The 23455-nt window shown below is 66.1% G+C and carries 19 protein-coding genes and 1 riboswitch; of the genes, 1 reads left to right on the forward strand and 18 read right to left on the reverse strand.

Going from position 1 to position 23455, the window contains the following annotated elements; translation table 11 throughout:
• Positions 1–262: 262 nt before the first annotated feature.
• From NTD82_RS20640 to NTD82_RS20670, 7 genes are all read right to left on the reverse strand, one after another.
• Positions 263–1366 carry an LLM class flavin-dependent oxidoreductase gene (locus NTD82_RS20640; RefSeq protein WP_110972926.1) on the reverse strand — a complete coding sequence of 368 codons (1104 nt, stop codon included), beginning with the start codon at positions 1364–1366 and terminating at the stop codon, positions 263–265.
• A 68-nt stretch (positions 1367–1434) separates the two neighbouring features.
• On the reverse strand, positions 1435–2769 hold the full coding sequence (locus tag NTD82_RS20645; RefSeq protein WP_262130006.1) for an LLM class flavin-dependent oxidoreductase: 1335 nt from the start codon (positions 2767–2769) through the stop codon (positions 1435–1437).
• Positions 2770–3148: 379 nt separating this feature from the next.
• Positions 3149–5521, reverse strand: coding sequence for a TonB-dependent receptor plug domain-containing protein (locus NTD82_RS20650; RefSeq protein WP_410017074.1), 2373 nt, complete (start codon positions 5519–5521; stop codon positions 3149–3151).
• A gap of 133 nt (positions 5522–5654) precedes the next feature.
• Positions 5655–6155, reverse strand: coding sequence for a RidA family protein (locus NTD82_RS20655; protein ID WP_262130007.1), 501 nt, complete (start codon positions 6153–6155; stop codon positions 5655–5657).
• A 19-nt stretch (positions 6156–6174) separates the two neighbouring features.
• Positions 6175–7755, reverse strand: a complete 1581-nt coding sequence (locus tag NTD82_RS20660) for a flavin monoamine oxidase family protein (RefSeq protein WP_262130068.1) — start codon at positions 7753–7755, stop codon at positions 6175–6177.
• A 295-nt stretch (positions 7756–8050) separates the two neighbouring features.
• Positions 8051–8953: a LysR family transcriptional regulator gene (locus NTD82_RS20665; RefSeq protein ID WP_095158742.1), complete on the reverse strand. Its 903-nt coding sequence runs from the start codon at positions 8951–8953 to the stop codon at positions 8051–8053.
• Positions 8954–9034: 81 nt separating this feature from the next.
• On the reverse strand, positions 9035–9655 hold the full coding sequence (locus NTD82_RS20670) for a tetratricopeptide repeat protein (RefSeq protein ID WP_095158743.1): 621 nt from the start codon (positions 9653–9655) through the stop codon (positions 9035–9037).
• Positions 9656–9771: 116 nt separating this feature from the next.
• Between NTD82_RS20670 and NTD82_RS20675 the strand changes: the two genes are divergently transcribed.
• Positions 9772–10278 carry a GNAT family N-acetyltransferase gene (locus NTD82_RS20675; protein WP_262130008.1) on the forward strand — a complete coding sequence of 169 codons (507 nt, stop codon included), beginning with the start codon at positions 9772–9774 and terminating at the stop codon, positions 10276–10278.
• Positions 10279–10500: 222 nt separating this feature from the next.
• Here NTD82_RS20675 and NTD82_RS20680 read toward each other — a convergent pair whose 3' ends face one another.
• From NTD82_RS20680 to NTD82_RS20730, 11 genes are all read right to left on the reverse strand, one after another.
• On the reverse strand, positions 10501–11838 hold the full coding sequence (locus NTD82_RS20680; RefSeq protein ID WP_262130009.1) for an OprD family porin: 1338 nt from the start codon (positions 11836–11838) through the stop codon (positions 10501–10503).
• 35 nt (positions 11839–11873) lie between these two features.
• Positions 11874–12311, reverse strand: a complete 438-nt coding sequence (locus NTD82_RS20685) for a pseudoazurin (RefSeq protein WP_262130010.1) — start codon at positions 12309–12311, stop codon at positions 11874–11876.
• A gap of 16 nt (positions 12312–12327) precedes the next feature.
• The gene (locus NTD82_RS20690) at positions 12328–13119 is read right to left on the reverse strand and encodes an ABC transporter ATP-binding protein (protein WP_262130011.1); all 792 of its coding nucleotides are present in this window, start codon (positions 13117–13119) and stop codon (positions 12328–12330) included.
• Complete coding sequence (locus tag NTD82_RS20695; protein WP_262130012.1) at positions 13116–14156, reverse strand: FecCD family ABC transporter permease; 1041 nt, start codon at positions 14154–14156, stop codon at positions 13116–13118. Before NTD82_RS20695 ends, NTD82_RS20690 begins: the two co-directional genes overlap by 4 nt.
• Positions 14156–15172, reverse strand: coding sequence for an ABC transporter substrate-binding protein (locus NTD82_RS20700; RefSeq protein WP_262130013.1), 1017 nt, complete (start codon positions 15170–15172; stop codon positions 14156–14158). The genes NTD82_RS20695 and NTD82_RS20700 overlap by 1 nt, the downstream gene beginning before the upstream one ends.
• Positions 15173–15317: 145 nt before the next feature.
• Positions 15318–15520: riboswitch (cobalamin riboswitch) on the reverse strand.
• 121 nt (positions 15521–15641) lie between these two features.
• Positions 15642–19199: an urea carboxylase gene (gene uca, locus NTD82_RS20705; RefSeq protein ID WP_262130014.1), complete on the reverse strand. Its 3558-nt coding sequence runs from the start codon at positions 19197–19199 to the stop codon at positions 15642–15644.
• A gap of 156 nt (positions 19200–19355) precedes the next feature.
• A complete protein-coding gene (locus NTD82_RS20710; protein WP_095158750.1) occupies positions 19356–19991 on the reverse strand; it encodes an urea amidolyase associated protein UAAP2 in 636 nt (211 codons plus the stop codon).
• Positions 19992–20000: 9 nt separating this feature from the next.
• Positions 20001–20729, reverse strand: coding sequence for an urea amidolyase associated protein UAAP1 (locus NTD82_RS20715; RefSeq protein WP_262130015.1), 729 nt, complete (start codon positions 20727–20729; stop codon positions 20001–20003).
• Between the two features lie 2 nt (positions 20730–20731).
• Positions 20732–21532 (reverse strand): ABC transporter ATP-binding protein, encoded by an 801-nt coding sequence (locus NTD82_RS20720; protein ID WP_262130016.1) that lies wholly within the window; start codon positions 21530–21532, stop codon positions 20732–20734.
• Positions 21529–22344: an ABC transporter permease gene (locus NTD82_RS20725; protein WP_095158753.1), complete on the reverse strand. Its 816-nt coding sequence runs from the start codon at positions 22342–22344 to the stop codon at positions 21529–21531. Before NTD82_RS20725 ends, NTD82_RS20720 begins: the two co-directional genes overlap by 4 nt.
• 22 nt (positions 22345–22366) lie before the next feature.
• On the reverse strand, positions 22367–23431 hold the full coding sequence (locus tag NTD82_RS20730) for a putative urea ABC transporter substrate-binding protein (protein ID WP_262130017.1): 1065 nt from the start codon (positions 23429–23431) through the stop codon (positions 22367–22369).
• Positions 23432–23455 lie beyond the last annotated feature (24 nt).

The following is a 23455-nucleotide window of genomic DNA, read 5'->3' on the forward strand; positions in this document are numbered from 1 at the left end:
GGTATCTGTAGGAGCGAGCTTGCTCGCGAAGGGGCCTTGATCGCGAGCAAGCTCGCTCCTACAGATGCAGACAGCTACGGTGCAGGCCGTGGCAACCACAGCCAAGCTATTGGCAGGCAGGAGCAAGCAGTCTGGGGGCTGGGCGGGGATACTGACGTCGTTCCTCTGGACCGGGTCGTCCAGGGTGCGACGGCACTATCTTCATATCTGCGCTACGTTTCACCGCCAGTAGGGTTACTGGCGGTTTTTTTTTGCCTTGAATTCAGCCGTTGGCGCGCTTGCCCTGCGCCTGCTCGGCCACCCGCGCACGAATCCGTGGCAGCAGGTCCTGGCCATACTCCACCGCATCGCGCAGTTGGTCGAAGCCACGGAACAGGAAGGTGGTCACGCCGAGGTTGTAGTACTCCAGCGCCGCATCGGCGACCTGGTCCGCGGTGCCCACCAGCGAGGTGGAGTTGCCCGCCGCGCCGGTCAGCGCGGCAATCGCGGTCCACAGGCGTTTGTCGTGCACCACTTTCTGGCTGGCCAGTTCCACCAGGCGCGCCGAGCCGATGTTGTTCTTGCCCACGTTGAATTCACGACGCTTGCTCGCCCGTAGTTCATGCAGCACCCGCGCATCGGCGAGGATCTGCTCGGCGCGGGCCCAGGCGGCTTCTTCGGTGGCGCCGAGGATCGGCCGCAGCGACAGGCTGAAGCGGATGTGTTTCTCGCGGCCATATTTGGCCGCTGCCTTGCGCACCTTGGCGATGCGCTCGCGCACCTGCTCCAGCGGCTCGCCCCACATCATGTAGACGTCGGCGTGCTTGGCCGCGACTTCCACGGCGGCATCGGAAGCACCCGAGAAGTAGATCGGCACATGGGGCTTTTGCAGCGGCTTGATCAGGGTCAGGTTGTCTTCGACGTGGTAGTGCGCGCCTTCGTGGCTGAAGGGTTGGGTCGCGGTCCAGGTCTGTTTGACCACGTCGAGGTATTCGTCGGTGCGGGCGTAGCGGGCGTCCTTGTCGATGAAGTCGCCGTCACGCTGCAGGTCGCCGCTGTCGCCGCCGGTAATCACGTTGATCGAGGCGCGGCCACGGCTGAGCTGGTCGAGGGTGGCGAACTGGCGGGCGGCGAAGGTCGGCGCCTGGAAGCCCGGGCGGTGTGCGACCAGCAGGCCGAGTTTTTCGGTGTAGGCGGCGACATGGCTGGCGATGATCAGCGAGTCGGCGGCGCTGGTGTTGACCGCCAGCAGGGCTTTGTCGAACCCGCCGTATTCCTGGGCCTGGGCGAAGGCCTTGATGAATTCCAGGTCAACGCTCGGGCCGCGTGGCGCCTGGGATTCGCTGGCTTCCTGGGGGCCGATGAGGCCGATGAATTCGAGGCTCATGGGGCAAACTCCTTGTGCGTGTCAGAGTGGCCCGCGCTTGGCGCGGGCGGAATGGGCATGAGGGCGGTTCAGGCGACCGCTTCCTGGGTGCGACGCAAGGTGTAGCGGTTGGCCGGCACTGCCAGGCCAAAGTTGTCGCGAAGGGTCTGGCCTTCGTATTCCTGGCGCAGCAGGCCGCGTTCCTGCAGCAATGGCACCACCGTTTCGGTAAAGCGTTGCAGGCCGTCGGGCAGCAGCGAATTGATGATGAAACCGTCCGCCGCGCCGTGTTCGAACCAGTCCTGCAGGGCGTTGGCGACTTCTTCGGCGGTGCCGACGAAATCCCGTGTCGGTGCCGAGAAGCGCAGCGCCACCTGACGTAGGGTCAGGCCTTCGTCGCGGGCCAATTGCTTGAGGTGGTCGGAGGAGCCTTTGTGGCTCTGGCTGCCGAGGTCGCCGAGGTCGGGGAACGGCGCGTCGAGGTCATGGCCGCTGAAGTCGTAGTCGTTGAACGGCCGGCCGAGGGCGACCAGCGCGTCGTCGATGCTGACCAGTGCCGCGGCTTGCTGGTAGCGGTCTTCGGCGTCGTCGGCGTCGAGGCCGACGATGGGGCGGATGCCCGGCAGGATGAACAGCTCGTCCGGGTTGCGGCCGAAATTTTTCGCCCGCTGCTTGAGGTCCTGGTAATAGGCGCGGGCGCCGCTGAAACCGTCGGGGCTGACGAAGATCGCGTCGGCCTGGCGCGCGGCGAAGTTGCGGCCGTCCTCGGAGGTGCCGGCCTGGAAGATCAGCGGCTGGCCCTGGCGCGAGCGGGCGATGTTCAGCGGGCCCTTGACCTTGAAGAACTCGCCCTGGTGGTCCAGCGCGTGCAGCTTGTCCGGGTCGAAGAACTGGCCGCTCTGCTTGTCCCGCACCAGCGCGTCGTCTTCCCAGGAATCCCACAGGCCCTGGACCACTTGCACGTGCTCCTTGGCGATGCGGTAGCGCTCGGCATGCGGCGGGTGCTCGGCCTTGCCGAAGTTGTCGGCGGTGCCGGACAGCCACGAGGTGACCACGTTCCAGCCGGCGCGGCCGCCGCTGATATGGTCGAGCGAGGCCAGTTGCCGGGCGACCTGGAAGGGTTCGGTGTAGCTGACGGTGATGGTCGCCACCAGGCCGATGTGCTCGGTGACGGCGGCCAGGGCCGAGAGGATGGTCAGCGGCTCGAAACGGTTGAGGTAGTGCGGGCTGGACTTGGCGTGGATGTGCAGGCTGTCGGCGATGAAGGCGAAGTCGAATTTGGCGCCTTCGGCCAATTGCGCCTGTTGCTTGTAGTAGCCGAAGTTGACGCTGGCGTCGGCCAGAGCGTCCGGGTGGCGCCACTCGCCCCAGCCGTGACCGACACCGTGGATCATCGCGCCGAGTTTGATCTGTCGTTTGCTCATGCTTCGCTCCTGAGGAGAAGGGGACGAAGCGCGGGAAGAGGCCCGGCTTCAGTCGTCGATAACGGCCTCCGCCAGGAAAGGGGTCGGTCTGTGGGATAGACCTTAAACGCGGGAAAGCTGCCTGTGAAAGCACATTTTCTTCTATGCTAATTATGTAAATTACGCATTACATAAATTGACTAATATCAATAAATTGAATTTTGATTTTTGCCAGAATCTACCGGCTGCCGCAGCTTTGGTAGGAGCGGCTTCAGCCGCGATGGGCCGCGCAGCGGCCCCAAATCGGTGTAAACCTGTTTTGCGGCCGCTTCGCGCCCGATCGCGGCTGAAGCCGCTCCTGCAGGTGTACAGTGCTTCACCTGCAGGATTGCATCAAACCTCAGAAGTCATACGTCAACCGCGTGAAGTAATACCCCCCGGTGAAGCCATACGGCGAGTACGCCCCGTAGCTCTTGACCATGGTCTTGTTGCTCGGCGATTGCCGCTCGGGATAGATGTCGAACAGGTTCTTCGCGCCAATCGCCAGGTTGAGGTCCTTGGTCAACTGATAGCCCACGTCCAGGTCGGTAATCCAGCGCGCCTTGTAGACCCGGTCGTACGAACGGTCGCTGGCGTCGTTGACCTCGCGGTAGGAGCCGTAGTGGGTCAAGCCGAGGTTGACGCTGTAACGGTCCAGGCGCCAGTTGCCGCCCAGGAGCAGTTTGGTCTTGGGCTGTACGCCGGTGATGAAGTTGCGCGCCTCACGGTCCATCAGCTCGTAGTTGCGGCCCAGGATGTTGACGCTCTCTTTGTAGTCGAGAATCTCGGTGTGGTTCCAGTTGAACGCCGCGGTCCACTTCACGCTGCCCAGGCCGCCGAGGTCCTGGTCATAGTTGCTGACCAGGTCCAGGCCCTTGGTGCGGGTGTTGGCGCCGTTGGTGAAGTACTGGCCGCCGGAGGTCGAGGTGATGCCGTTGGCCACCAGGCTCTGGGTCACTTCCGGGCCGAGCAGGGTGCCGGTCAGGGTGATGCGGTCGCGCACGTTGATCAGGTAGGCGTCAGCGGTAAACGACAGTCGGTCGGTGGGCTGGAAGGTCAGGCCGAGGCTGTAGTTGGCCGACTTCTCCGGTTTCAGCGGTTCGGCACCAAGGGCCTTGGCGGCGGCCGAGTCCACCGGCAGCACGCCGAAGTTGATCGACTGGTAGACGCCGTTGACCACGCCAAAGGTGGTGGAGCGGGCACTGAACAGGCTGTTGGCCAGCGACGGTGCGCGGAAGCCGTTGCTTACCGTGGCGCGCACCGCCAGTTGCGGGGTGAACTCGTAGCGGGTGCTGAGCTTGCCGCTGCGGGTCGCGCCGATGCCCTGGTCAAAGTGTTCGTAGCGCAGCGCGGTGCCGACGTACCACTGCGGCAGCGGGTTGAAACCCACGTCCACATAGCTGGCGACGCTGTTGCGGTGTTCGCTGGCGGTCTCCGCCGGGGAGATGCCGTTGGTGACCTGCGCCCCCGACGAGGCGCAGTTGCCCGGAGCCACGCAGTAGCCGCCGTTGGCCCAACTGGCCCAGTCGCCGTCTTCCACTTCATAACCGTCGCGGCGCTGTTCCAGACCCCAGGACAGATCCAGCGGTTTGCTCAGGCCGACGTCGAAACCACGGTGCAGGTCGAGGTTGCTGGTCAGTTGCGTGGAGATCCAGGTGCCGGACTTGAAGTGGTTCGGGGTGGCCTCGCCCAGCGACGGGTTCTGGTTGTTCCAGGTGCCCTGTTCGGCGTCGTTGCGCCCGTAGGTGCTGGACAGGTCCCAGTCCCATTCGCTGGCCTGGCCCTTGGCGCCGAAGGCCGCCTGGAAGTCCTGTTCTTCGATGTACCAGGTCGGCGTGTAGCCGGCCGGGCGGCCGTTGGGGCCGGTGGTGATGGTGTTGGTGATGGTCGGCAGGCGGAAGTTCTGGCCCTGTTCGGCCTTGCGGTAGGACCAGGTGCTGAACGAGTACAGGCTCAGGTCATCGTTGACCGGCAGTTCGGCGTTATAGCCCAGGGTCAGCAGGTTGATCTTCGGCGTGCCGTAGCCGCCATAGGTGACCTTGCCGGCCTTTTCATGGGCTTCGGCATAGCTGTAGCCGTTGGCGCTGGCTTTGTTGTCGTCGTTCTGGCTGCGGGCATCCAGGGCCAGTTGCAGCACGCCGTCGGTGCCGATCTCGAAGCCCTTGTTGACGCTTTGCTGCACGGTCTGTTTCTTGCCGTCGTAGCCCTGGCCGGCATTGGTCACGGCGGTGCCGCTGGTGTCGGCCTTGAGGATCACGTTGATGACCCCGGCGATGGCGTCGGAGCCGTACTGGGCGGCGGCGCCGTCGCGCAGCACTTCGACGTGGTCGATGGCGCTGATAGGGATCAGGTCGAGGTCGGCGGGCGCGGCGCCGGCGTTGATCCCGCTGATGTTCAGGGTGGCGCTGGTGTGGCGGCGCTTGCCGTTGACCAGCACCAGCACTTGCGCCGCGTTGAGCCCGCGCAGGCTTGGCGCGCGGGCCATGCCGCTGGCGTCCCAGCCGGTCTTTTCCGGCAGGGTGAAGGAGGCGACGCTGGCGCTGAGGGCTTCCATCAGGCCGGGCTTGCCGGTGTCTTGCAGTTGCTTGGCGCTGATCACGTCGATGGGCGCCGGGCTGGTGGTCACGGTGCGTTTTTCGCTGCCGCGGCTACCGGTGACGATCACCGTTTCCAGGCGCGAGCCGCTGGCAGTGGGGTCGCTCGGTTCTTCGGCGTTGACGGGGGCGATATTCAGGCTGGCAAGCAGTGCCGCGCCCAACAGTGGGGTGCGCGCGGTCGCCGCTGGCCAACGGGACAAAGGGGCAGTGTTCAAGGCGTGTTTCCTGTGCTGTTTTTTTTCGTGCGAGGACGGGAACGGGTGGCCGGGCTCAAGGCGCCTTGGCGGCGACGGCTTCGATTTCCACCAACGCGCCCGGCAGCGGCAGCGCAACCACTTGCAGCGCGGTGCGGGTCGGTTTGTTCGGCTGTTCGGCGGTGGCGAAGAACTTCGTGTAGGCGGCCTGCAGGCCAGCGAAGTCGAGGGTGCCGCCCTTGTCCGGGTCACCGACGAGGAAGACTCGCAATTGCACGATATCGCCAAGGTCCAGGCCCTGGCTCTGCAGCGCGCTGCGCAGTTTGGTCAGCACCGAGAAGGTCTGGGTTTCGGTGTTGCCGTAGGCCTGGATGCTGCCTTTCGGCGCCTTGGGGTCGGCGACATCGGGCAGGGTGCCGCTGACGAAGGTCAGTTGCGCCGAGGCCGGCACCGTGACCAGTTGCGAGATGGGGAAGGTGGAGCCCGGCGGGCTGATGCGCTGGATGCTGTCGGCGTGGGCGGCGTTCAGGGTCAGGCTCATCAGGGCTCCGAGGGTCAGTGTGGTGATCGTGTTCATGGGTGACATTCCTTGTCGGTCAGGCGGCGGCAACGTTGCGGGTGGTCTGGTTGGCGTGCTCGGCGATCAGGCCGACCACGCGACGGGCGGATTCGGCGGCGCTGTTCTGCCAGATGCCGACGCCGCCGTGGGCGAGGGCGTCGCTGGCCAGCCAGGTGCGGCCCTGGGGCTGGTTGAGCGTGTCGTAGGCCGGTTGCACCACTTCGTCGTGGACAATCCACGGGCTTTCGCTGAAGGGGATTTTCGACCAGTTGACCGCCACCGAGCGGCCGAGCTTTTGCGAGTGGCCGGGGTGCAGCGATTCCACCGCGCTTTTCGACGACGCGAACTGCTCCTGCAAGGTCTTGCCGGCAAAGGCCTCGGCGGTTTCGCCGGTGTTGTAGGTCGCCACCAGCACGCCTTGCGCGCTGTTCAGGCGGTCGCTCGGGTACCAGAGAAAACGCGCGTCATGGTTGATGTACGAGAGCCCGCCGTAGATCTGGAAATCGGTTTCCCAGAAGCGCGGCGACTGCCAGGCGACTTTGTTGGCCTTGTCCGGCTTGGCCAGTTCCAGCGCCTGCTTGAAGGCCGGAGTGAAGTTGCTGTCGAGCTTGCGCAGCAGCGGCAGGGGCAGGGCGACCACCGCGTAGTCGGCGTCCTCGGTGTGCTGGCGGCCGCTGATGCGGTCGCGCCAGACCACGCGACTGCCGGTTTCCGAGGTCTGGATCGACTGCACCTCGGCGTTCAGTTGCACCGCGTCCTTGACCTGGCGATAGAACGCCTTGGGGATCTGGTCCATGCCGCCCACGGGCTGGAACATGGTCGCGGAAAATTCCGGGATTTCATCGAACACCAGCGGCAGCAGCAGGTTGCTGTCGAGCAGGCGGTCGAGTTCCACCGGCGTGCGCTGCACCGGGGTCTGGTCGCCGGCCCCGGCGAAGCGCGTGTAGCCCGAGCGCACCGAGCCGCGGTACTGGCGATCGTCATTGAGGTCGCCGTAGACCTTGAGGAAATCCAGCAGCGCCTTGCGCTCGCCGGCGTTCAGTTCCTGGTCGAGGCTGTTGCGCTGGACACTGCGCGCCAGCAGCTCGCTCAGGTGCCCGCGGGTATCGTTGACCGCCTGGCGCAGCAGCAGCGGCGGCTTGCTCAGGTCCGGCTGGACCAGGGCGTTACGGCTGCTGTTGACCAGCACTTCCAGCTCCACGCCCAGCTCGCGGCAATAGCCGAGGATGGTCAGGTGGTGGCTGGGCAGGCGTGCGGCGCCAGCGTTGAAGAACAGGCCGTTGTCGAATTCCACGGTCTGTTTGCTGCCGTCGTTATGCTCGATGCGGTCGCCATTGCGCAGGGTCCAGACCCGGCCACCGATGCGATCGCGGGCTTCCAGCAGCTTGACCTCGAAGCCGGCCTTGCGCAGCTCGTAGGCCGAGACCAGGCCGCTGATGCCGCCACCGACGATCACGACTTTTTTGCCGTTGCCGGCGCGGCTGGCCAGTTTCAAAGGTTCGAAGGTCGCCGCCTGGGCCGAGCCCGGCAGCCCCAGCGCAGACAGGCCGCCAAGCGCCGCCGAATAGCCACCGATGGCGGCCAGGCGGGAAATCAGATCTCTACGGGTGAGCCCCATATCGCGTATCTCCATGAAGGTTGCCGGAGGTGCGCTGCGCGAAGGACAGAGGCAGCACGACCCGACAGCAACCGCGAGGTTGGGATGTCGACGTTCTGCGCACGGCCAGGGAAATGCCGCAAAGGCGGGGAGAAGCGGAAAGGGCAGACCCGCTGGCGGTGGCAGAAATCCATTTGCCTCCACCAGGTTGGGGTCGGTGAAACGAACATAAGCGTCTGAAAGGCGCTTGTGAAAGGCTTTTTGGTTCTAAGTTAATTATCAGAAAATGGCATAAAGATTATTTTCTAACATGCGATCAGGATATTTTGTTTCCGTCCAGGCGCTGCGCCGAGACCGTGCCGAACAATTCCACCGGTTCCTGCAGGTTGCCCAGGTAGCGCGGATGGAACAGCCACAGGTCCACTTGCGGCTTGAAATCGCTGACGTTGAGGACTTCGAGTTGATCGCGGTGGCGACTGGTCGCCAGCAGCGGCTCCGGCACCAGGCCCAGGCCCTGACCGTTGGCCACCAGGCCCAGTTGCAACTCGGTGCCGAAGGTCTCCAGATTGATCTGCAACGACAGCCCTTGTTCGCTCAGCGCCCGCTGCAGGCCGGCGCGGAAACCGCAACCGTCAGGGTTGAGCACCCAGCCGCGCAGGTAACAGTCCTTGAGCTTGTAGCTGCGCTTGGTCGCCGTGCCCTTGGCCGCGACCACCCGCAATTGCATGCGGCCGATGGAGCGGCTGGCGATGCCTTCGGGGAAAATCTTGCCGGTGGGGAAGAGCGCGGCGGCAGCGTCCAGATCGCCGTTTTCCATCTTGGCGATCAGCGAACTGCCCCAGCCGCTGACCACCGAGGTGCGCAGGTCTGGGTACGCCTCGCGGATCTGCGCGAGGGCATCGAGCAGGACCACGTCGCCGATGGTCTGCGGCACGCCCAGCCGCAATGTGCCGCTGGGTGCGCCGTCGCTGGCGACCAGCTCGCGCAGGGTGTCGATCTCCCGCAGGATCGCCTTGCACTGCTCATACACCCGCCAGCCCATGGGCGTCGGCTTGAGCGGCTTGGTGTTGCGATCCAGCAGATTGGCGCCCAGATCTTCCTCGAAATTCTGCACCCGCCGCGTGATCGCCGGCTGGGTCAACTGCAACGCCTCGGCGGCGAGGTTGGTCGACTGGCAGCGGATGACGGCGACAAAGGCGTCCATGTCATCGATCTTCATATTCGCTTCTCACATACTCTGAGCCGGGGAAATGTTTTTGCAGAATAATCCTTCTTGGCCTACCGTGCTCAGGATTGTGCGTCAGCGGTAGCGCCGCCTCCCCAGAACCCGCCACCACGCGCCTTTGCCGCGGCTTTCGATGGCTTTCAACTGCTCGCCGAGCGCGGCGATGATCTGTTCATCCCGCGGGCTTTGTACCTGATAGATGCCGAGGGCTTCGCTGAGCGCCTTGTGCGCTTGGGGAAGGTTCTCTTGTTGCAGGTGGGCCACGCCCAACGAGGCGAGGCAGGCGCCGACGGGCGCGAGGTCGTCGGGGGTGTCTTCGCGGTAGACCTGCACGGCGCGCTCCAGCGCCTGCGCAGCTTGCGCCAGTTGGCCCAGTTCCAGGTAGCAGTTGCCCAGGGTTTGCAGGCTCTGCCCGACTACCATGTGGCTGGGGGAAAACAGCGCTTCGCGGCTGCGCAGTACGTCGAGGTAAAGTGCCAGCGCTTCGGCATGCCGCTGCTGCGCCCAGCGCAGGCCGGCCAGGCCGTTGCGCACGGTCGCCAGGCTGGCCGGATCGAAACCGTCGATGGCTTCGGCCAGGGCCAGTGCTTCGAGGAAACAGTCTTGCGCTTTGTCCAGGTAACCGTGGTTTCTGTAATGCACGGCCTGGTTGTTGAGTTCGAGGACGCGTGCGTTATCGATGACGGTGCTGAGCATGGGGCGTCCTTGAAGATGCCGGGCGGCGGCCGATGTTTTTGTTAGAGTTCGCGGATTTAATGGGAGGTTTCTGGAGTGGGTCAAGCAAATCCGGGCTTTTTTTGTGGCTTATTGACATGAGTGCGGTGGATGTCCGCATCAAGGCGCCGAGCGAGGGCTCTATTGCCGAGACGGTGGCTTTTGTCATGGCTGCCCGCGCGGAGATCTTTCCGATGCTGGCGGATTCGCCGATGCCGACTGATCTGGCGGATTTTGCGGGTAGCTACCAGGCGCCCGCGCAGGGGCGTTTTCTGATTGCCCGTGACGGCGAACGTATTGTCGCGGCCATTGGTTACCTGCCGTATGACCACCGCTTTGCCCAGCTCGACTATCGCGGGCGGCGGGTGGTTGAGGTGGTGCGCTTATTCGTCGAGCCGGCGTACCGGCGGGGCGGGTTGGCGCGGCGGTTGTATGAGGCGCTGAAGGCGTTGGCGGTGGAGCAGGGCGTGGAGGTGTTGTACCTGCACACCCATCCGTTTTTGCCGGGTGCCATCGAGTTCTGGCAGCGGCAGGGGTTCCGGATTGTGGAGGTGGAGGACGATCCGGTTTGGCGGACTACGCATATGGAATGGGGTCTGGCTTGACGCGGTACCTGTAGGAGCGGCCGTTAGCCGCGATGGGCCGCACAGCAGCCCCAAAACCATCCAGCACGAGATGGCTGTCTACATCCGGCATTTCTTTCAACCTTGAGGATGTCTGAATGTGAGATCCCAACCCGCCAGAAACAATGTGCTGGATGGATTCAGGGCCGCTGCGCGGCCCATCGCGGCTAACGGCCGCTCCTACAGGTTCCGCGTCGTGCCCGCTCAGAACCCACCACTCAACGGATACTCAACCGCCAACCGCACCTGATCGGCATCCGTCTCCGCCTGCGCCGCATTGCCGCGGTGCACACTGTGCCGCAGCGACAGCGCGAGGTTTTTCGCCGGGCCGCTCTGCACCACATACCGCGCTTCCAGGTCCCGCTCCCAGTGCCGGCCGCCTTCGCCATAACCCAGCCAGGCATAACCGCCGCGCGGATCGACATGGCTGCCGTCGATCCCGCTGCCGCGCACATACAACGCGCTGAACACCAGGCCGGGAACGCCGAAGGCCTGCATCGCGAGGTCATAGCGCGCCTGCCAGGAGCGTTCGTTCGGCGCGTTGAAGTCGGACAGTTGCACGGCGTTGCTGATAAAGATGGCGCCACGGGTGACGTAGTCGAACGGCGTGTTGCCGTCCACGGCCTGGTAGCCGAGGCTGAAGGTGTGGGCGCCGCTGCGGTAGTTCGACATCAAACTCCAGGTGGTGTTGTCGATGTCACCCGACAGCGCCTTGCCGGTGTCGCTCGTGCGGTAGAGGTTGAGGTCCAGCCCCAGCGAGCGGTCGTCGGCCAGTGGCTTGCGGTAGCTGGCGCTGAGGTAGTGCTGGCGCCAACTGTCTTCGTAGCGCGAGGTGTAGAGGCTGGTCACCAGGCCCGGCACGCCGTCGTAGACCACGCCGGCCAGGTCGAAGCTGTTGCCCTGTTTGCCGTTGGAGTAGTTCACCACGAAGCCGCGGTCATGGCTGGAGGCGTTGCGGTCGGTGCTTTCGTTGAAGTGGCCGCCGACCAGTTTGAGGTTGCGGATTTCCTGGCTGGTGAGGAAAAAGCCGGTGGCGGTTTCCGGCAGCAGGCGGCTGTCGGAGGAGCTGAACACCGGCGTTTTCACCCGTTGTTCGCCGTAGCTCAGGGTGGTGTTGGACCAGCGCAGTTTGACCGCCGCGCCACCGCGGGCGGCGTTGTCCTTGGGGTGACCTTCGTTGTCCAGGCCCAGCAGCCGCACCTTGCCGGCGCGGCCGCCGCCGCTGTCCAGTTGCCGTGCGTAGTAGAGGTGGGCGTCGACGCCAACCCCGACGGTGCCTTGGGTAAAGCCCGATTGCACGCTGCCCATCAGGCCGTAAGCCCATTCTTCGGCGGCGCCGTTGCGTTGGTCGCGGGGTTTGTAGGCGTTGCGCGCGCCGTTGCTGCGGCCGCCATGGCGGTAGTCGCGCTGGTCGAACACGCTGCGGTTGAGCAGCAGCCAGGTGCTGTCTTCGATAAAGCCGTTGGCCTGGTCCTGGGCCGATTCGGCATGAGCCAACGCCGGGGCCACGAGGGCCAGGACGAGGTGGTGGAGCTTGATCACGGGCGGATCCTTCCGTAGCAGATAAAAAACGCGGTTCAGCGTGGCGGCAGTTCGCGCTGGATGATGGTGGTCAGGCGCTGGCTGGCGCGGAGATTGAGGCTGGCGGGCGGCACTGGCGTCGCAGCGCCCGGCTCACCAACCTGGATCGCCATGACCATGCCCATCGACACATGGGGGCTGCACTGGATGCCATAGAAACCCGGAACGTCGAATGTCACTTCCAGCGGCTGGTTGATCTTGCTCTTGAACGGCTCGGCGCCGGCGGGCAGCAGACCGTCGATGGTCGCGGCGTTATGGCCGCTCTGGGACGACAGGAAGCGCACGCTGTCGCCGGGTTGCAGGCGCAGGAAATCCGGCTCGTAGACCATGGCCCCGGCGGCGCCGCGGTTGAGCATTTTCACTTCGTGGACTTCGGCCACGGCCATGGGGCTGGACAGCAGGGCCAGCAGCGCCAGCCTGGAAAGAACGTGCATCGGATACCTCGAAAAATCAGCGCGGACGCAGGCGCAGGAAGCGGCTGCCGTCCAGCGGATCGTCAATGAAATGGCCGTGCACGCCGAAGGTGTCGTGCAGGCGTTGTGGGGTCAGGACTTCCAGCGGCGTGCCGAGGGCTACCAGCCGGCCGTGCTGCATCACCGCGAGGCGGTCGCAGTCCAGCGCCTGGTTGAGGTCATGCAGGGCGATCAGCGTGGTCACCGGCAGTGCCCGCACCAAATGCAGGATGCTCAGTTGCTGCTGGATATCGAGGTGGTTGGTCGGCTCGTCCAGCAGCAGGACGCGCGGCTGCTGGGCCAGGGCGCGGGCGATGTGCACGCGCTGGCGTTCGCCGCCGGAGAGGCTGTGCCAGGTGCGCTGCGCCAGGTGCGCCATGGCCACCGCCTGCAAGGCCTGGGCGACGATGGCGTCATCGGCCGCGCTCCATGGCGACAGCGCCGACAGCCAGGGTGTGCGGCCCAGCTCGACGGCGTCGCGCACGCTGATGGCGTCATCGGTGTTGGCCTGTTGCTCCACCACCGCCAGCAGCCGGGCGATGTCGCCACGGCGCAGCTTCGCCAGCGGATGATCGTTGAGCCGGACTTCGCCGCTGTGAGGCTTGAGCAGACCCGCGAGCAACTTCAACAGGGTGGACTTGCCCGAGCCGTTGGGCCCGACGATACCGAAGGTTTCGCCGGGATGGACCTGCAAGTCCACCGCCGTCACCAGTGGCGTGCCTTTGATCTGGTAGCCAAGCCCCGTGCAGGCGAGGGCGGCGCAGTGCTGTGTCGGCTCGAAGGCATTCATCGCGAACGTTGCCCCCGGATCAGGATCAGGGCGAACACAGGCGCGCCGACCAGCGCGGTGATCACCCCGATCGGCAGCACCTGGCCCTTGATCAGGGTGCGCGACAGCACATCCGCCGCCATCAGGAACAGCGCGCCGCACAACGCGCTCAACGGCAGCAGGCGGGTGTGTCGCGGCCCCGCCAGCAGGCGCACGGCATGGGGAATCACCAGGCCGACGAAACCGATGGAGCCGACGATGGACACCAGCACCGCAGTCATCAGCGCCGCGCACGCCACCAGCACGATCTGCACCTGGCGCACCGGAACGCCTAGCGCCGCCGCGGCGTCCGCGCCGAAGGTGAAGGCGTCCAGCGCGCGCCGATGCCACAGGCACAGCACCAGCCCCAGCAGCACCACCGGCAGCGCCAGCCCGACCGCTGGCCAGCGCACGCCACTGAGGTTGCCCAGCAGCCAGAACATCAGGCCGCGGGCTTGCTCGGCGCTGGCCGAGGCGGTGATCAGGAACGAGGTCAGGGCATTGAACAACTGCGAGCCGGCGATCCCGGCGAGGATGATCTGCCCGGTGCTGCCGGCCCCGCGTGCACCGCGCGCCAGCAACACCACCATGGCGAAAGCGGCCAGGGCGCCGAGAAAGGCCCCGCCGGACATCGACAAGGTGCCGGCGCCGACCCCGATGATCGCCACCAGCACCGCGCCGGTCGACGCGCCGGCGGAAATGCCCAGCAAGTACGGATCGGCCAGTGGATTGCGCAGCAGCGCCTGCAACACCACGCCGGACATCGCCAGCCCGGCCCCGCAGGCGCCGGCCACCAGCGCGCGGGGCAGCCGGTAGTTCCAGATGATGCCTTCGTCGATGGGGTCCAGCAGGTGGCCGGCGCCCCACAACTTGTTGCCCAGCACGTCCAGCACCACGGACAGGCCGAGGCGGGTTTCGCCGATGCTGGCGGCGAGGGTTACCGCCAGCGCCAGCAGGACGCCGACCCACAGGGCATGGCCCAGCAGGCGCAGGACGAGGCGGGCGACAGCGTGGGGCATCAGTGGTCCTGCCGCAGCTTCTGGCTGGCGGCGGCCAGGGTTTCGATGCCGTCGACCAGGCTCAGGCTGGCCTGCATGGCGTTGGCGTCGAGGATGATGATGCGGTCGTTTTTCACCGCGTCCATGTTGCGGGTGACCGGGTCGTTCTTGAGGAATTCGAGCTTCTTCAGGTAGTCGTCGGCGGGGAAGCGGCGACGGTCCATGCGGGCGATGACGAGGAAGGTCGGGTTGGCCTTGGCGATGGTTTCCCAGCCCACGGTTGGCCATTCCTCGTCGGAGGCGATGACGTTGCGCATGCCCAGGCTGTTGAGCATGAAATCGGGAATGCCCTTGCGTCCGGCCACATAGGGGTCGATATCAAGGTCGGCGCTGGAGAACCAGAACACGGCCGACTGATCCTGGTCGCGGCGCTGGCCGGCGCTGGCGGTGACCTTGGCCAGGCGCGCCTTGAGGTCATTGACGACGGCATCACCGCGGTCCTGGACGTCCATGATCTGCGCCAGTTGCTCGATGCTTTTGTACAGGCTGTCGATCTGGAACGCCTGCAGGCGCGTGCCGTCGGCGCCGCTGAGGTTGTCCTTGCCTTCGCAGTCGGACGGCATCAGGTAGGCCGGGACCTTGAGGTCGGCGAACTGCTCGCGGGTGCCGACCACGCCTTGCGGGCCGACCATCCACTCGAACTGCACCGCCACCAGGCCCGGACGCTTGCCGATCACCGCTTCGAAGCTGGGGTCGTTGTCGGCCAGGCGCTCGACCTTGGCGTTCTGCGCCTTGAAACGCTCCGGCACGTCGCTGAACCACAGCGAGGTGCCCGCGAGTTGCTGTTCCAGGCCGAGGGCGTAGAACATCTCGGTGCCGGACTGGCCGATGGTCACCGCGCGTGCCGGAGCCTGGTCGAAGGTCAGCGGGGTGCCGCAGTTATCGATGGTCAGCGGGTACGCGGTGGGCGCGGCGAGCGCGGTGCTGGCGAGGCCGAGGCTGGCGAGCAGGGCGAGCGTGAGGCGGGACAGGGGCATGCGGATGCGATCTCCATTCGAACGTGTGCGTGGCGGACGGCACAGGTCTGGAAAACACATCCCGAAGACGCGCAAGCGCGCGGGGCAGCCGAAAACGGTTGCCGTGCGGAAACGGAATGCCCTTCCCGGACACCCCGCCGGTGGGTTTGCGATGCTGCTGGCCGGCAGGTCTCCTGACTGGCGCGTCGTCACCATGCTCCTGCCTTCCCGGGCGTGGCCCAGTGGCGTTTGAAAAAGGAGCAGGCTCGGCGCCTACAGTTGCGGGGGCAGTTGCGTTTTCGCACCGGGAAGTGGCGCGGACGAATTCCCTGTTAGTTCCTTTCGGAAACCGGCGGGGCGCGATGGTACGGGATAGAGCGGCACAGGGCCAGTGTTGGAGTGGTGGTGATGTTGAGGGCCTCATCGCTGGCAAGCCAGCTTGCCGGCGATGAGGCCCTCAGTGACAGCGATGTTGTCGGGGCGTCGAGCCTCAGCGATCCGCCAACACCACCACCCGCTGTCCCGCCCGCACCGGCGAGCCGGGCTCCACGCGCACTTCGGCCACCCGGCCATCGCACGGCGCCAGTACCGGGATTTCCATCTTCATCGACTCCAGCACCACCAGCACATCGCCGGCCTTGACCCGGTCGCCAGCGCTGACCTGCACTTGCCACAGGTTGCCGGCGATCGGGCTGTCCACGCCTTGCTGGCCGGCTTCGAGCGCTGCTTCTTCAGCCGCAGGGGCTGCCGCTTCGTCGCTTTCGAAATGGGCCTGGCCGGAGGCGATCCAGCGCTCGCGCTCGGCGTTGAACGCCGCCTGTTGCTGCGTACGGAAGGCGTCGATTCCCGCCGCTTCGCGGGCGAGGAACTCCTGGTAATCGGCGAGGCACAGTTCGCTCTCTTCGATCTGCAACGGGTAGCGCCCGAGCGGGAAATCACGGCGAATCCGCAGCAGTTCGTCCGCCGTCACCGGGTAGAAACGGATGCGGTCGAAGAAGCGCAGCAGCCACGGCTTGCCACCGAACGCGGCGACCTCACGGTAGCGGTTCCACATCTGCAAGGTGCGGCCGACGAACTGGTAGCCGCCCGGGCCTTCCATGCCGTACACGCACAGGTAGGCGCCGCCGATGCCCACCGAGTTTTCCGCGGTCCAGGTGCGCGCCGGGTTGTATTTGGTGGTCACCAGGCGGTGCCGCGGGTCCAGCGGCGTGGCCACCGGTGCGCCAAGGTAGACGTCGCCCAGGCCCATCACCAGATAGCTGGCGTCGAACACGGTGCGCTGCACTTCGTCCAGGTTCGGCAGGTCGTTGATGCGGCGGATGAACTCCAGGTTGCTCGGGCACCAGGGCGCGTCCTTGCGCACGGTGGTCATGTATTTCTCGATCGCCAACTGGCAGGCCGGGTCGTCCCAGGACAGCGGCAGATGGACCACCCGCGACGGCACGCGCAAGTCTTTTTGTTCGCAGACCTCGTCCCAGACGTCGCTGACGATGCCCAGCAGGTCACGCAGCGGCAACACCTGCGGTTGGTAGTGAACCTGCAGCGAACGGATGCCCGGCGTCAGGTCGATCACTCCCGCCAGTGCCCGGGCTTCCAGTACCTGCATCAGCGCGTGACCACGGAAACGCAGGACCAGGTCCAGCTCCGCCGCGCCGATTTCCAGCAGCAGGTGGGTGTCGCCGCTGAGCCGGGCGACCAGGCGTTTGTCGGTTTCGCCGCGGTCCAGCACGACCGGGTCGATAAGGTGCGTGGCGTCGAGCGGCGCGTTGCCCGCGTGGGCCTGTTCGATGCTCACCGGGACGAAGCGCAGCCTGTCGCCGGCTTTCAACTGCCCCAGTTGCCAGAGGTCGTCCTGGATGATCGTCACCGGGCAGACGAAGCCGCCCAGGCTCGGGCCGTCCGGGCCGAGAATCACCGGCATGTCGCCGGTGAAGTCCACCGCGCCGATGGCGTAGGGGTTGTCGTGGATGTTGGACGGGTGCAGGCCGGCTTCGCCGCCGCTGTCGCGGGTCCACTGCGGTTTGGGGCCGATCAGGCGCACGCCGGTGCGGCTGGAGTTGAAATGCACTTCCCAATCGCTGGCGAAGAAGGTCTGGATGTACTCGGCGCTGAAGTATTCCGGGGCGCCGTGGGGACCGTAGATCACCCGCAGGGTGCGCACGGCGGCGAGGCGGGTGCGTTCGCTGTCGGCCAGGCTTTGGCCGGCGCTGCGGTCGGTCAGCGGATTGAGGTGCAGCACGTCGCCGGCGCGCAGCGCACGCCCGGCGTGGCCGCCGAACTGGCCGAGGGTGAAGGTGCTTTTGCTGCCGAGGTAGTCCGGCAGTTCCAGGCCGCCGCGCAGGCACAGGTAGCTGCGTGCGCCAACGCCCGTGATCGCGCCGAGGCTCAGGACCGAGCCGGCAGGGATCAGCAAGGCCGTGTCCATCGGCTGCTCGATGCCGTCGAGGCTGACCGGCAGCGCCGCACCGGTCACCACCACCACGGCGTCGCAATTGAAGCGCAGGCTCGGGCCGCTCATGGTGATTTCCAGGCCGGCCATGCCTTCCGGGTTGCCCAGCAGGCGGTTGCCGTGGCGCAGGGCGCGGCTGTCCATCGGCCCGGACGGCGGCACGCCGACTGCCCAGTAACCGAGGCGGCCGGGGAAATCCTGGACGCTGGTGAGGGTGCCGCCCGCCAGCACTTCAAAGGTGTCGGCCTGGTAGTGCAGTTGTTCCAGGCAGCGGGTCCAGGGCTCGCCGCTGGCGAACGGGGTGAAGCCGAGGATTTGCCGCAGGTACTCGCGGTTGCTTTCCACGCCGTATAGGCGGGTCTCGCCCAGCGCCTTGCCGAGGGCGGCGCTGGCCAGTTCGCGGCTTGGCGCCCAGGCGATCAGCTTGGCGATCATCGGGTCGAAGTAGGGCGGGATTTCGCAGCCGGCCTCGACCCAGGTGTCGATACGCAAGGCGCGGCCATCGGCCTCGGGGAAAGCCACTTCAGTGAGCAGGCCGGGGCAGGGCTGGAAGTTGCGGCCCGGGTCTTCGGCGTACAGCCGTGCCTGGATCGCATGGCCGCTCGGTTTCAGGTCGGCGATCAGTTGCGCCAGCGGCGGCAGGCAGCCGGCGGCCAGTTCGATCATCCAGCGCACCAGGTCCACGCCCCACACCTGTTCGGTGACGCCGTGTTCCACCTGCAGGCGGGTGTTCACTTCCAGGAAGTAGAAGCGCTCGGCCTGGCTGTCGTAGACGAATTCGACGGTGCCGGCGCTGCGGTAGCTCACCGCCTTGGCGAGGGCGATGGCGGCGTCGCAGAGTTGCTCGGCCATGCCCGCTGGCAGGTTCGGCGCCGGGGTTTCTTCGATGACTTTCTGGTTGCGCCGCTGCACCGAGCAGTCGCGTACGCCGAGGGCGATCACCTCGCCCTGGCCGTCGCCGAACACTTGCACCTCAAGGTGCCGGGCGCGTTCGATGTATTTCTCGACGAACACTCCGGCGTCGCTGAAGTTGTTCTGCCCCAGGCGCTTGACCGCGTCGAAGGCGTCTTCCAGCTCGGCCGCCGAGCGGCACACGCGCATGCCGATGCCGCCACCGCCGGCGGTGCTCTTGAGCATGACCGGGTAGCCGACCTCGGCCGCGGCGCTATGGGCGGCGGCGAGGTCGTCGAGCAGGTCGCTGCCTTCCAGCAGCGGCACGCCGTGGGCCTTGGCCAGGGCGCGGGCGGTGTGCTTGAGGCCGAAGGTGCGCAGGTGCTCCGGCGTCGGGCCGACGAAGGCGATGCCGGCGGCTTCGCAGGCTTCGGCGAAGGCGGCGTTTTCCGAGAGGAAGCCGTAGCCGGGATGGATGGCCTGGGCGCCGCTGTCACGGGCGGCGGCGAGGATCTTGTCGACCACCAGGTAGGTGCTGGCGGCGGGCCCTTCGCCCAGGCTGATGGCCTGGTCGGCCTGTTGCAGGTGCTGGCTGGCGGCGTCGGCTTCGGCGTACACGGCGACGCCGCGCACATCGAGTTGGCGCAGGGTGCGCAGGATACGGCAGGCGATGGCGCCACGGTTGGCGATCAGCAGCTTCTCGAACATGAGGCTGTCCTAACGGGAAGGGCGGGTCGTCCCGCCGGTAATCATCTGCACCACGGTCGTCCGTGGCTGAACGCGCTCAGCGTTGCTTCGAAGGGCTCGACAGGCATTGCCCGGAACGGCTCTGGCAGAGGGAGAACAGCCAGCGACGCAAACGTCTCAGTTCCATATCAGCACCTGCGCGGGGGTCGGGTTCCAGCCATTGCACGGGTTGTTCAGTTGCGGGCAGTTGGAGATCAGCACCAGGGTGTCGATGTGCGCCAGCAGCTCCACGTACTTGCCCGGACCGGACAGGCCGTCCTCGAAGGTCAGGCCGCCCTCGGCGGTGACCGGCACGTTCATGAAGAAGTTGATGTTGGCGCTGATGTCGCGCTTGCCGAGGCGGCCGTCGTGCAGGCTGGCACGCAGGAAGTTGTCGCGGCAACTGTGCATGTAGCGGGTGCTCAGGGCATAGCGCACGGTGTTGCTTTCTTGGGCGCAGGCGCCGCCGAGGGTGTCGTGGCGGCCGCACAGGTCGCGGGTGATGGTCAGCATCGGCTGGCCGAGATTGGAATACAGCACGCTGCCTTCGCCGAGGTACACCCGGCCCTGTTTGCGCAGGGTGCGTTGCGGGTCGTAGCGCTCGCGCGGGTTGCGCGCATTGAAGAACAGCGTGTCGACGGCCTGGTTGCCTTCGAGGTCGAGCAGGCGCAGGGTCTGGCCGGCCTTGACCTCGCAGATGAAGGGCTCGCCGGCGGCGATGGTGGCCTGGTAGACGGCGGTCTCGGCGCTACGGATTTCGGTTGTCGCGTTCATGGCGGGCCCTCAGACGTACAGGCGTTCGGTGTTGTGGAAGCCGCGGGTGTTTTCCGCGCGCGAGGTGCGGCAGAGCAGGCTGACGCTGTCGCCCTGGACCTGATGCCAGCTCAGGTGCAGCGGCTTGGGCGCGTAGCTCGGCGACGGGTCCATGGGGTGTTGCAGGGCGGTGAGCACCACCAGGGTGTCCATCGGCGCGTACAGCTCGATGTAGTCGCCGGCCTTGGAGTTGCCCGGCACGAAATGCAGGAAACCGTCGGCGTCCACGTCCACCCGGCTGAACAGGTTGATGTTCATCAGCAGGTCGGCCAGGCCGAGGTCCCACTTGCCCATTTCCACCAGCAGGTTGTCGACGCCGTTGCGGTGGAAGTCGTTGCGCAGTTCCTGATAGCGGCCGTCGCTGTATTTCTCCCGCACCTCGTCAGCGTTGAGCACGCCGCCGAGGCTGTCGTGCCAGCCGCAGGTGTCGGCGGTGATCGCCGCCAGCACCCGGCCCATGTCCGAATACAGGCAGTGGCCGCTGGTGAGGCGGGCGGTGTGTTGGCACTTGAGGGTGTCCGGCAGGTTCAGCCGCTCGCTTTTTTCAGCGGCGTTGAGCAACAGCAGGCTGGCGTTGGCGCCGCCTTCGAGGTCAGTGATGCGCAGCAGTTGCCCGCGCTTGAGCACGAACGAGGTGTGGCCGCCACCGGGAACGGTTTCCTCGTACAGGGTGGGGCGCAGTTGCAGTGAGGCAGTCATGGTCAGGCTCCTTGTGTGGCGTGCAATTGGCTGGCGATGCGCGGCGGCAGCGCGTCGAGGGCGCTGCGGGCGGCGCGGCGATCGCTGTTGAGCGGGATGTCGTAGGTGATCCGCGCGCCGTAGGCGTTGGGCGCCTGGACCTCGCGGCGAATCTTGTCGAACACCAGCAGGCGGGTGCCGAGGCTGAAGCCTTCGCTGAGGTCATGGGTGACCATGAACACGGTCAGCCGGGTTTCCCCCCACAGCTCCAGCAGCAGCGCGTGCATGTCCTTGCGGATACCCGGATCGAGGGCGCCGAAGGGTTCGTCGAGCAGCAGAACACGCGGCTTCATCACCAGCGCCTGGGCGATCGCCAGGCGTTGCTGCATGCCGCCGGAAAGCTGCGCCGGGTACTTGTCCAGCGCGTGGCCGAGGCCGACCTTTTCCAGCAACGCGGCCGCCTGTTCGCGGGCTTCGCGCTTGTGCCGGCCCAGCAGGCGACCGAGCAACGGCGCGCTCGGCAGTTCCAGGCCGAGGGCGACGTTGTCGAGCACGTTCAGGTGCGGGAACACCGAGTAGCGCTGAAACACCACGCCGCGGCTGGCGTCGGGCTCGGCCACCAGTGGCAGGCCGTCGAGCAGGATGCTGCCGCGGCTCTGGCGCTCCTGGCCGAGCAGCAGGCGCAGAAAAGTCGACTTGCCGCAGCCGGAGGTGCCGACCAGGGTGCAGAACTCACCTTCCTCGACGCTCAGCGAAAGGTTTTCCAGCACCACCTGATCGCCGTACACCTGCCAGAGGTTTTTCACTTCGAGAAAGGCGCTCATGGCCGGGCTCCTTCGTACCAGGGGAAGGCGCGGCGCGACAGCAGGCGCAGACCCAGGTCCATCAGCCAGGCCAGCACGGTGATCCACACCACGTAAGGCAGGATCACGTCCATTGCCAGGTAGCGGCGGACCAGGAAGATCCGGTAACCGAGACCGTCGGTGGCGGCGATGGCTTCGGCGGCGATCAGGAACAGCCACGCCGCGCCCAGGCTCAGTCGCAGCGACACCAGCAGACGCGGCAGCAGTTGCGGCAGCACCACCCGCAGCAGCAGGGTCCAGGTATTGGCGCCGAGGGTCTGCGCCTTGATCAGCAGCTCGCGAGGGATTTCCCGGGCGCGTTGCTCCAGGTCACGGGCGATGGCCGGGGCGATGCCGATCACGATCAGCACCACCTTGGACAGCTCGCCAAGGCCGAAGACGATGAACAGCACCGGCAGGATCGCCAGCGGCGGCACCATCGACAGCACCGTGAGCAGCGGCGACAACGGCGTGCCGAACAGCGGCAGGGTACCGGCGAGCATGCCCAGGGTCAGGCCGAGCAGGGCAGCGATGCCGATGCCCAGACCGAGGCGGGTGAGGCTGGCGGCGGTGTCCTTCCACAGCAGGTAGTCGCCGGTGCGCTTGTCCTCGGTAAAGGCCATGCGTTGCACGGCGTCGACCATTTGCGCGGCGCCGGGCAGCAGTTTGTCGTTGGGGTTTTCGCTGAGCCGCGCCGCCGACCCGGTGAAGTAGGCGAACAGCAGCAGAGCGAAGGGCAGCAGCACCAGAAGCAGGCGCCCGGCCCGGTCGGGCTGACGGTTGATCAGACGCATGGCGAGTATCCCGGTCAGTGACTCAGAGGCTGCCGTCGGCGGCCATTTGCATGTAGCGCGGGTCGAAGCGCAGGCGCAGATTGCCGGCATCGCCGCGCACCACGTCATTGGCGAAACTCATGCCCACCGCATCCGCGCTTTGCGCGCCCTCGCCGAGCAGACCGTGGTCGAAGCTGAAGCGCGCGACCCGGTCCATCGTCTCCGGCAGCGCCGCGCTGGTGGCGAAGGCCACCGCTTCCTTCGGCGTCGCGAACAGGCGGGTGGCGTTCAACTGCGCCTGGTAGCCGGGCAGATCGGTGCCGGAAGCCTTGGCCATATGTTCCAGGGCCGCCTGGCCGCGGGGGCCGTTGTCGTGCATCAGCGCGACGATTTCATACCAGGCACCGGCCAGCGCTTTGCCCAGTTCGGGGTGGGCCTTGAGGGTGTCGCTGTTGACCACCAGCAGGTCCATGATCTCGCCGGGGATCTTGCTCGAATCGAACACCAGCGAGGTGTCCGGGGTGGCGGCGACGGTGGAGAGAATCGGGTTCCAGGTGGTCACCGCCGTCACCTCGCGGGTGTTGAAGGCGGCGGCGAGGTCGGCGTCGGAGGTGTTCACCACCTTCACATCGCGCTCGCTCAGACCGGCCTGTTCCAGCCCGCGGGCCAGCAGGTAATGCGAGACCGACAGCTCCACCAGATTGACCGACTGGCCGCGCAGATCGGCGAGGGTCTTGCCCTTGCCCTTGAGCACCACGCCGTCGTTGCCGTTGGAGAAGTCGCCGACGATCAGCGCGGTGCTGTCCACTCCACCGGCGGCGGGGATGGTCAGCGCGTCCATATTGGTCATGGTGCAGCCGTCGAACTGGCCGGCGGTGTACTGGTTGATCGACTCGACGTAATCGTTGAGCTGGGTGACCTCGATCTCGATCCCGTACTTGTCCGCCCACTTCTTCACGATGCCTTCGCTGGCGCCGTATTCCCACGGCATCCAGCCGGCGTAGATGGTCCAGCAGATGTTGAAACGGTCCTTGGCGAAAGCGCCCGGGGACAGCAGCACGGCGGCGAGGCTCGCGGCCAACAGGGAGAGCAGACGGGGTGTACGCATGAGAAACCTCCGGTTCGGTTATCG

It is taken from the genome of Pseudomonas sp. 5P_5.1_Bac1, assembly GCF_025466015.1.
In the GTDB taxonomy this organism is placed as follows: domain Bacteria; phylum Pseudomonadota; class Gammaproteobacteria; order Pseudomonadales; family Pseudomonadaceae; genus Aquipseudomonas.

Coding starts and splice junctions, on each gene's coding strand:
- NTD82_RS20640 (WP_110972926.1), bottom strand. CDS start 1,366: ATGAGCCTCGAATTCATCGGCCTCATCGGCCCCCAGGAAGCCAGCGAA.
- NTD82_RS20645 (WP_262130006.1), bottom strand. CDS start 2,769: ATGAGCAAACGACAGATCAAACTCGGCGCGATGATCCACGGTGTCGGT.
- NTD82_RS20655 (WP_262130007.1), bottom strand. CDS start 6,155: ATGAACACGATCACCACACTGACCCTCGGAGCCCTGATGAGCCTGACC.
- NTD82_RS20660 (WP_262130068.1), bottom strand. CDS start 7,755: ATGGGGCTCACCCGTAGAGATCTGATTTCCCGCCTGGCCGCCATCGGT.
- NTD82_RS20665 (WP_095158742.1), bottom strand. CDS start 8,953: ATGAAGATCGATGACATGGACGCCTTTGTCGCCGTCATCCGCTGCCAG.
- NTD82_RS20670 (WP_095158743.1), bottom strand. CDS start 9,655: ATGCTCAGCACCGTCATCGATAACGCACGCGTCCTCGAACTCAACAAC.
- NTD82_RS20675 (WP_262130008.1), top strand. CDS start 9,772: ATGAGTGCGGTGGATGTCCGCATCAAGGCGCCGAGCGAGGGCTCTATT.
- NTD82_RS20685 (WP_262130010.1), bottom strand. CDS start 12,311: ATGCACGTTCTTTCCAGGCTGGCGCTGCTGGCCCTGCTGTCCAGCCCC.
- NTD82_RS20690 (WP_262130011.1), bottom strand. CDS start 13,119: ATGAATGCCTTCGAGCCGACACAGCACTGCGCCGCCCTCGCCTGCACG.
- NTD82_RS20695 (WP_262130012.1), bottom strand. CDS start 14,156: ATGCCCCACGCTGTCGCCCGCCTCGTCCTGCGCCTGCTGGGCCATGCC.
- NTD82_RS20700 (WP_262130013.1), bottom strand. CDS start 15,172: ATGCCCCTGTCCCGCCTCACGCTCGCCCTGCTCGCCAGCCTCGGCCTC.
- uca (WP_262130014.1), bottom strand. CDS start 19,199: ATGTTCGAGAAGCTGCTGATCGCCAACCGTGGCGCCATCGCCTGCCGT.
- NTD82_RS20710 (WP_095158750.1), bottom strand. CDS start 19,991: ATGAACGCGACAACCGAAATCCGTAGCGCCGAGACCGCCGTCTACCAG.
- NTD82_RS20715 (WP_262130015.1), bottom strand. CDS start 20,729: ATGACTGCCTCACTGCAACTGCGCCCCACCCTGTACGAGGAAACCGTT.
- NTD82_RS20720 (WP_262130016.1), bottom strand. CDS start 21,532: ATGAGCGCCTTTCTCGAAGTGAAAAACCTCTGGCAGGTGTACGGCGAT.
- NTD82_RS20725 (WP_095158753.1), bottom strand. CDS start 22,344: ATGCGTCTGATCAACCGTCAGCCCGACCGGGCCGGGCGCCTGCTTCTG.
- NTD82_RS20730 (WP_262130017.1), bottom strand. CDS start 23,431: ATGCGTACACCCCGTCTGCTCTCCCTGTTGGCCGCGAGCCTCGCCGCC.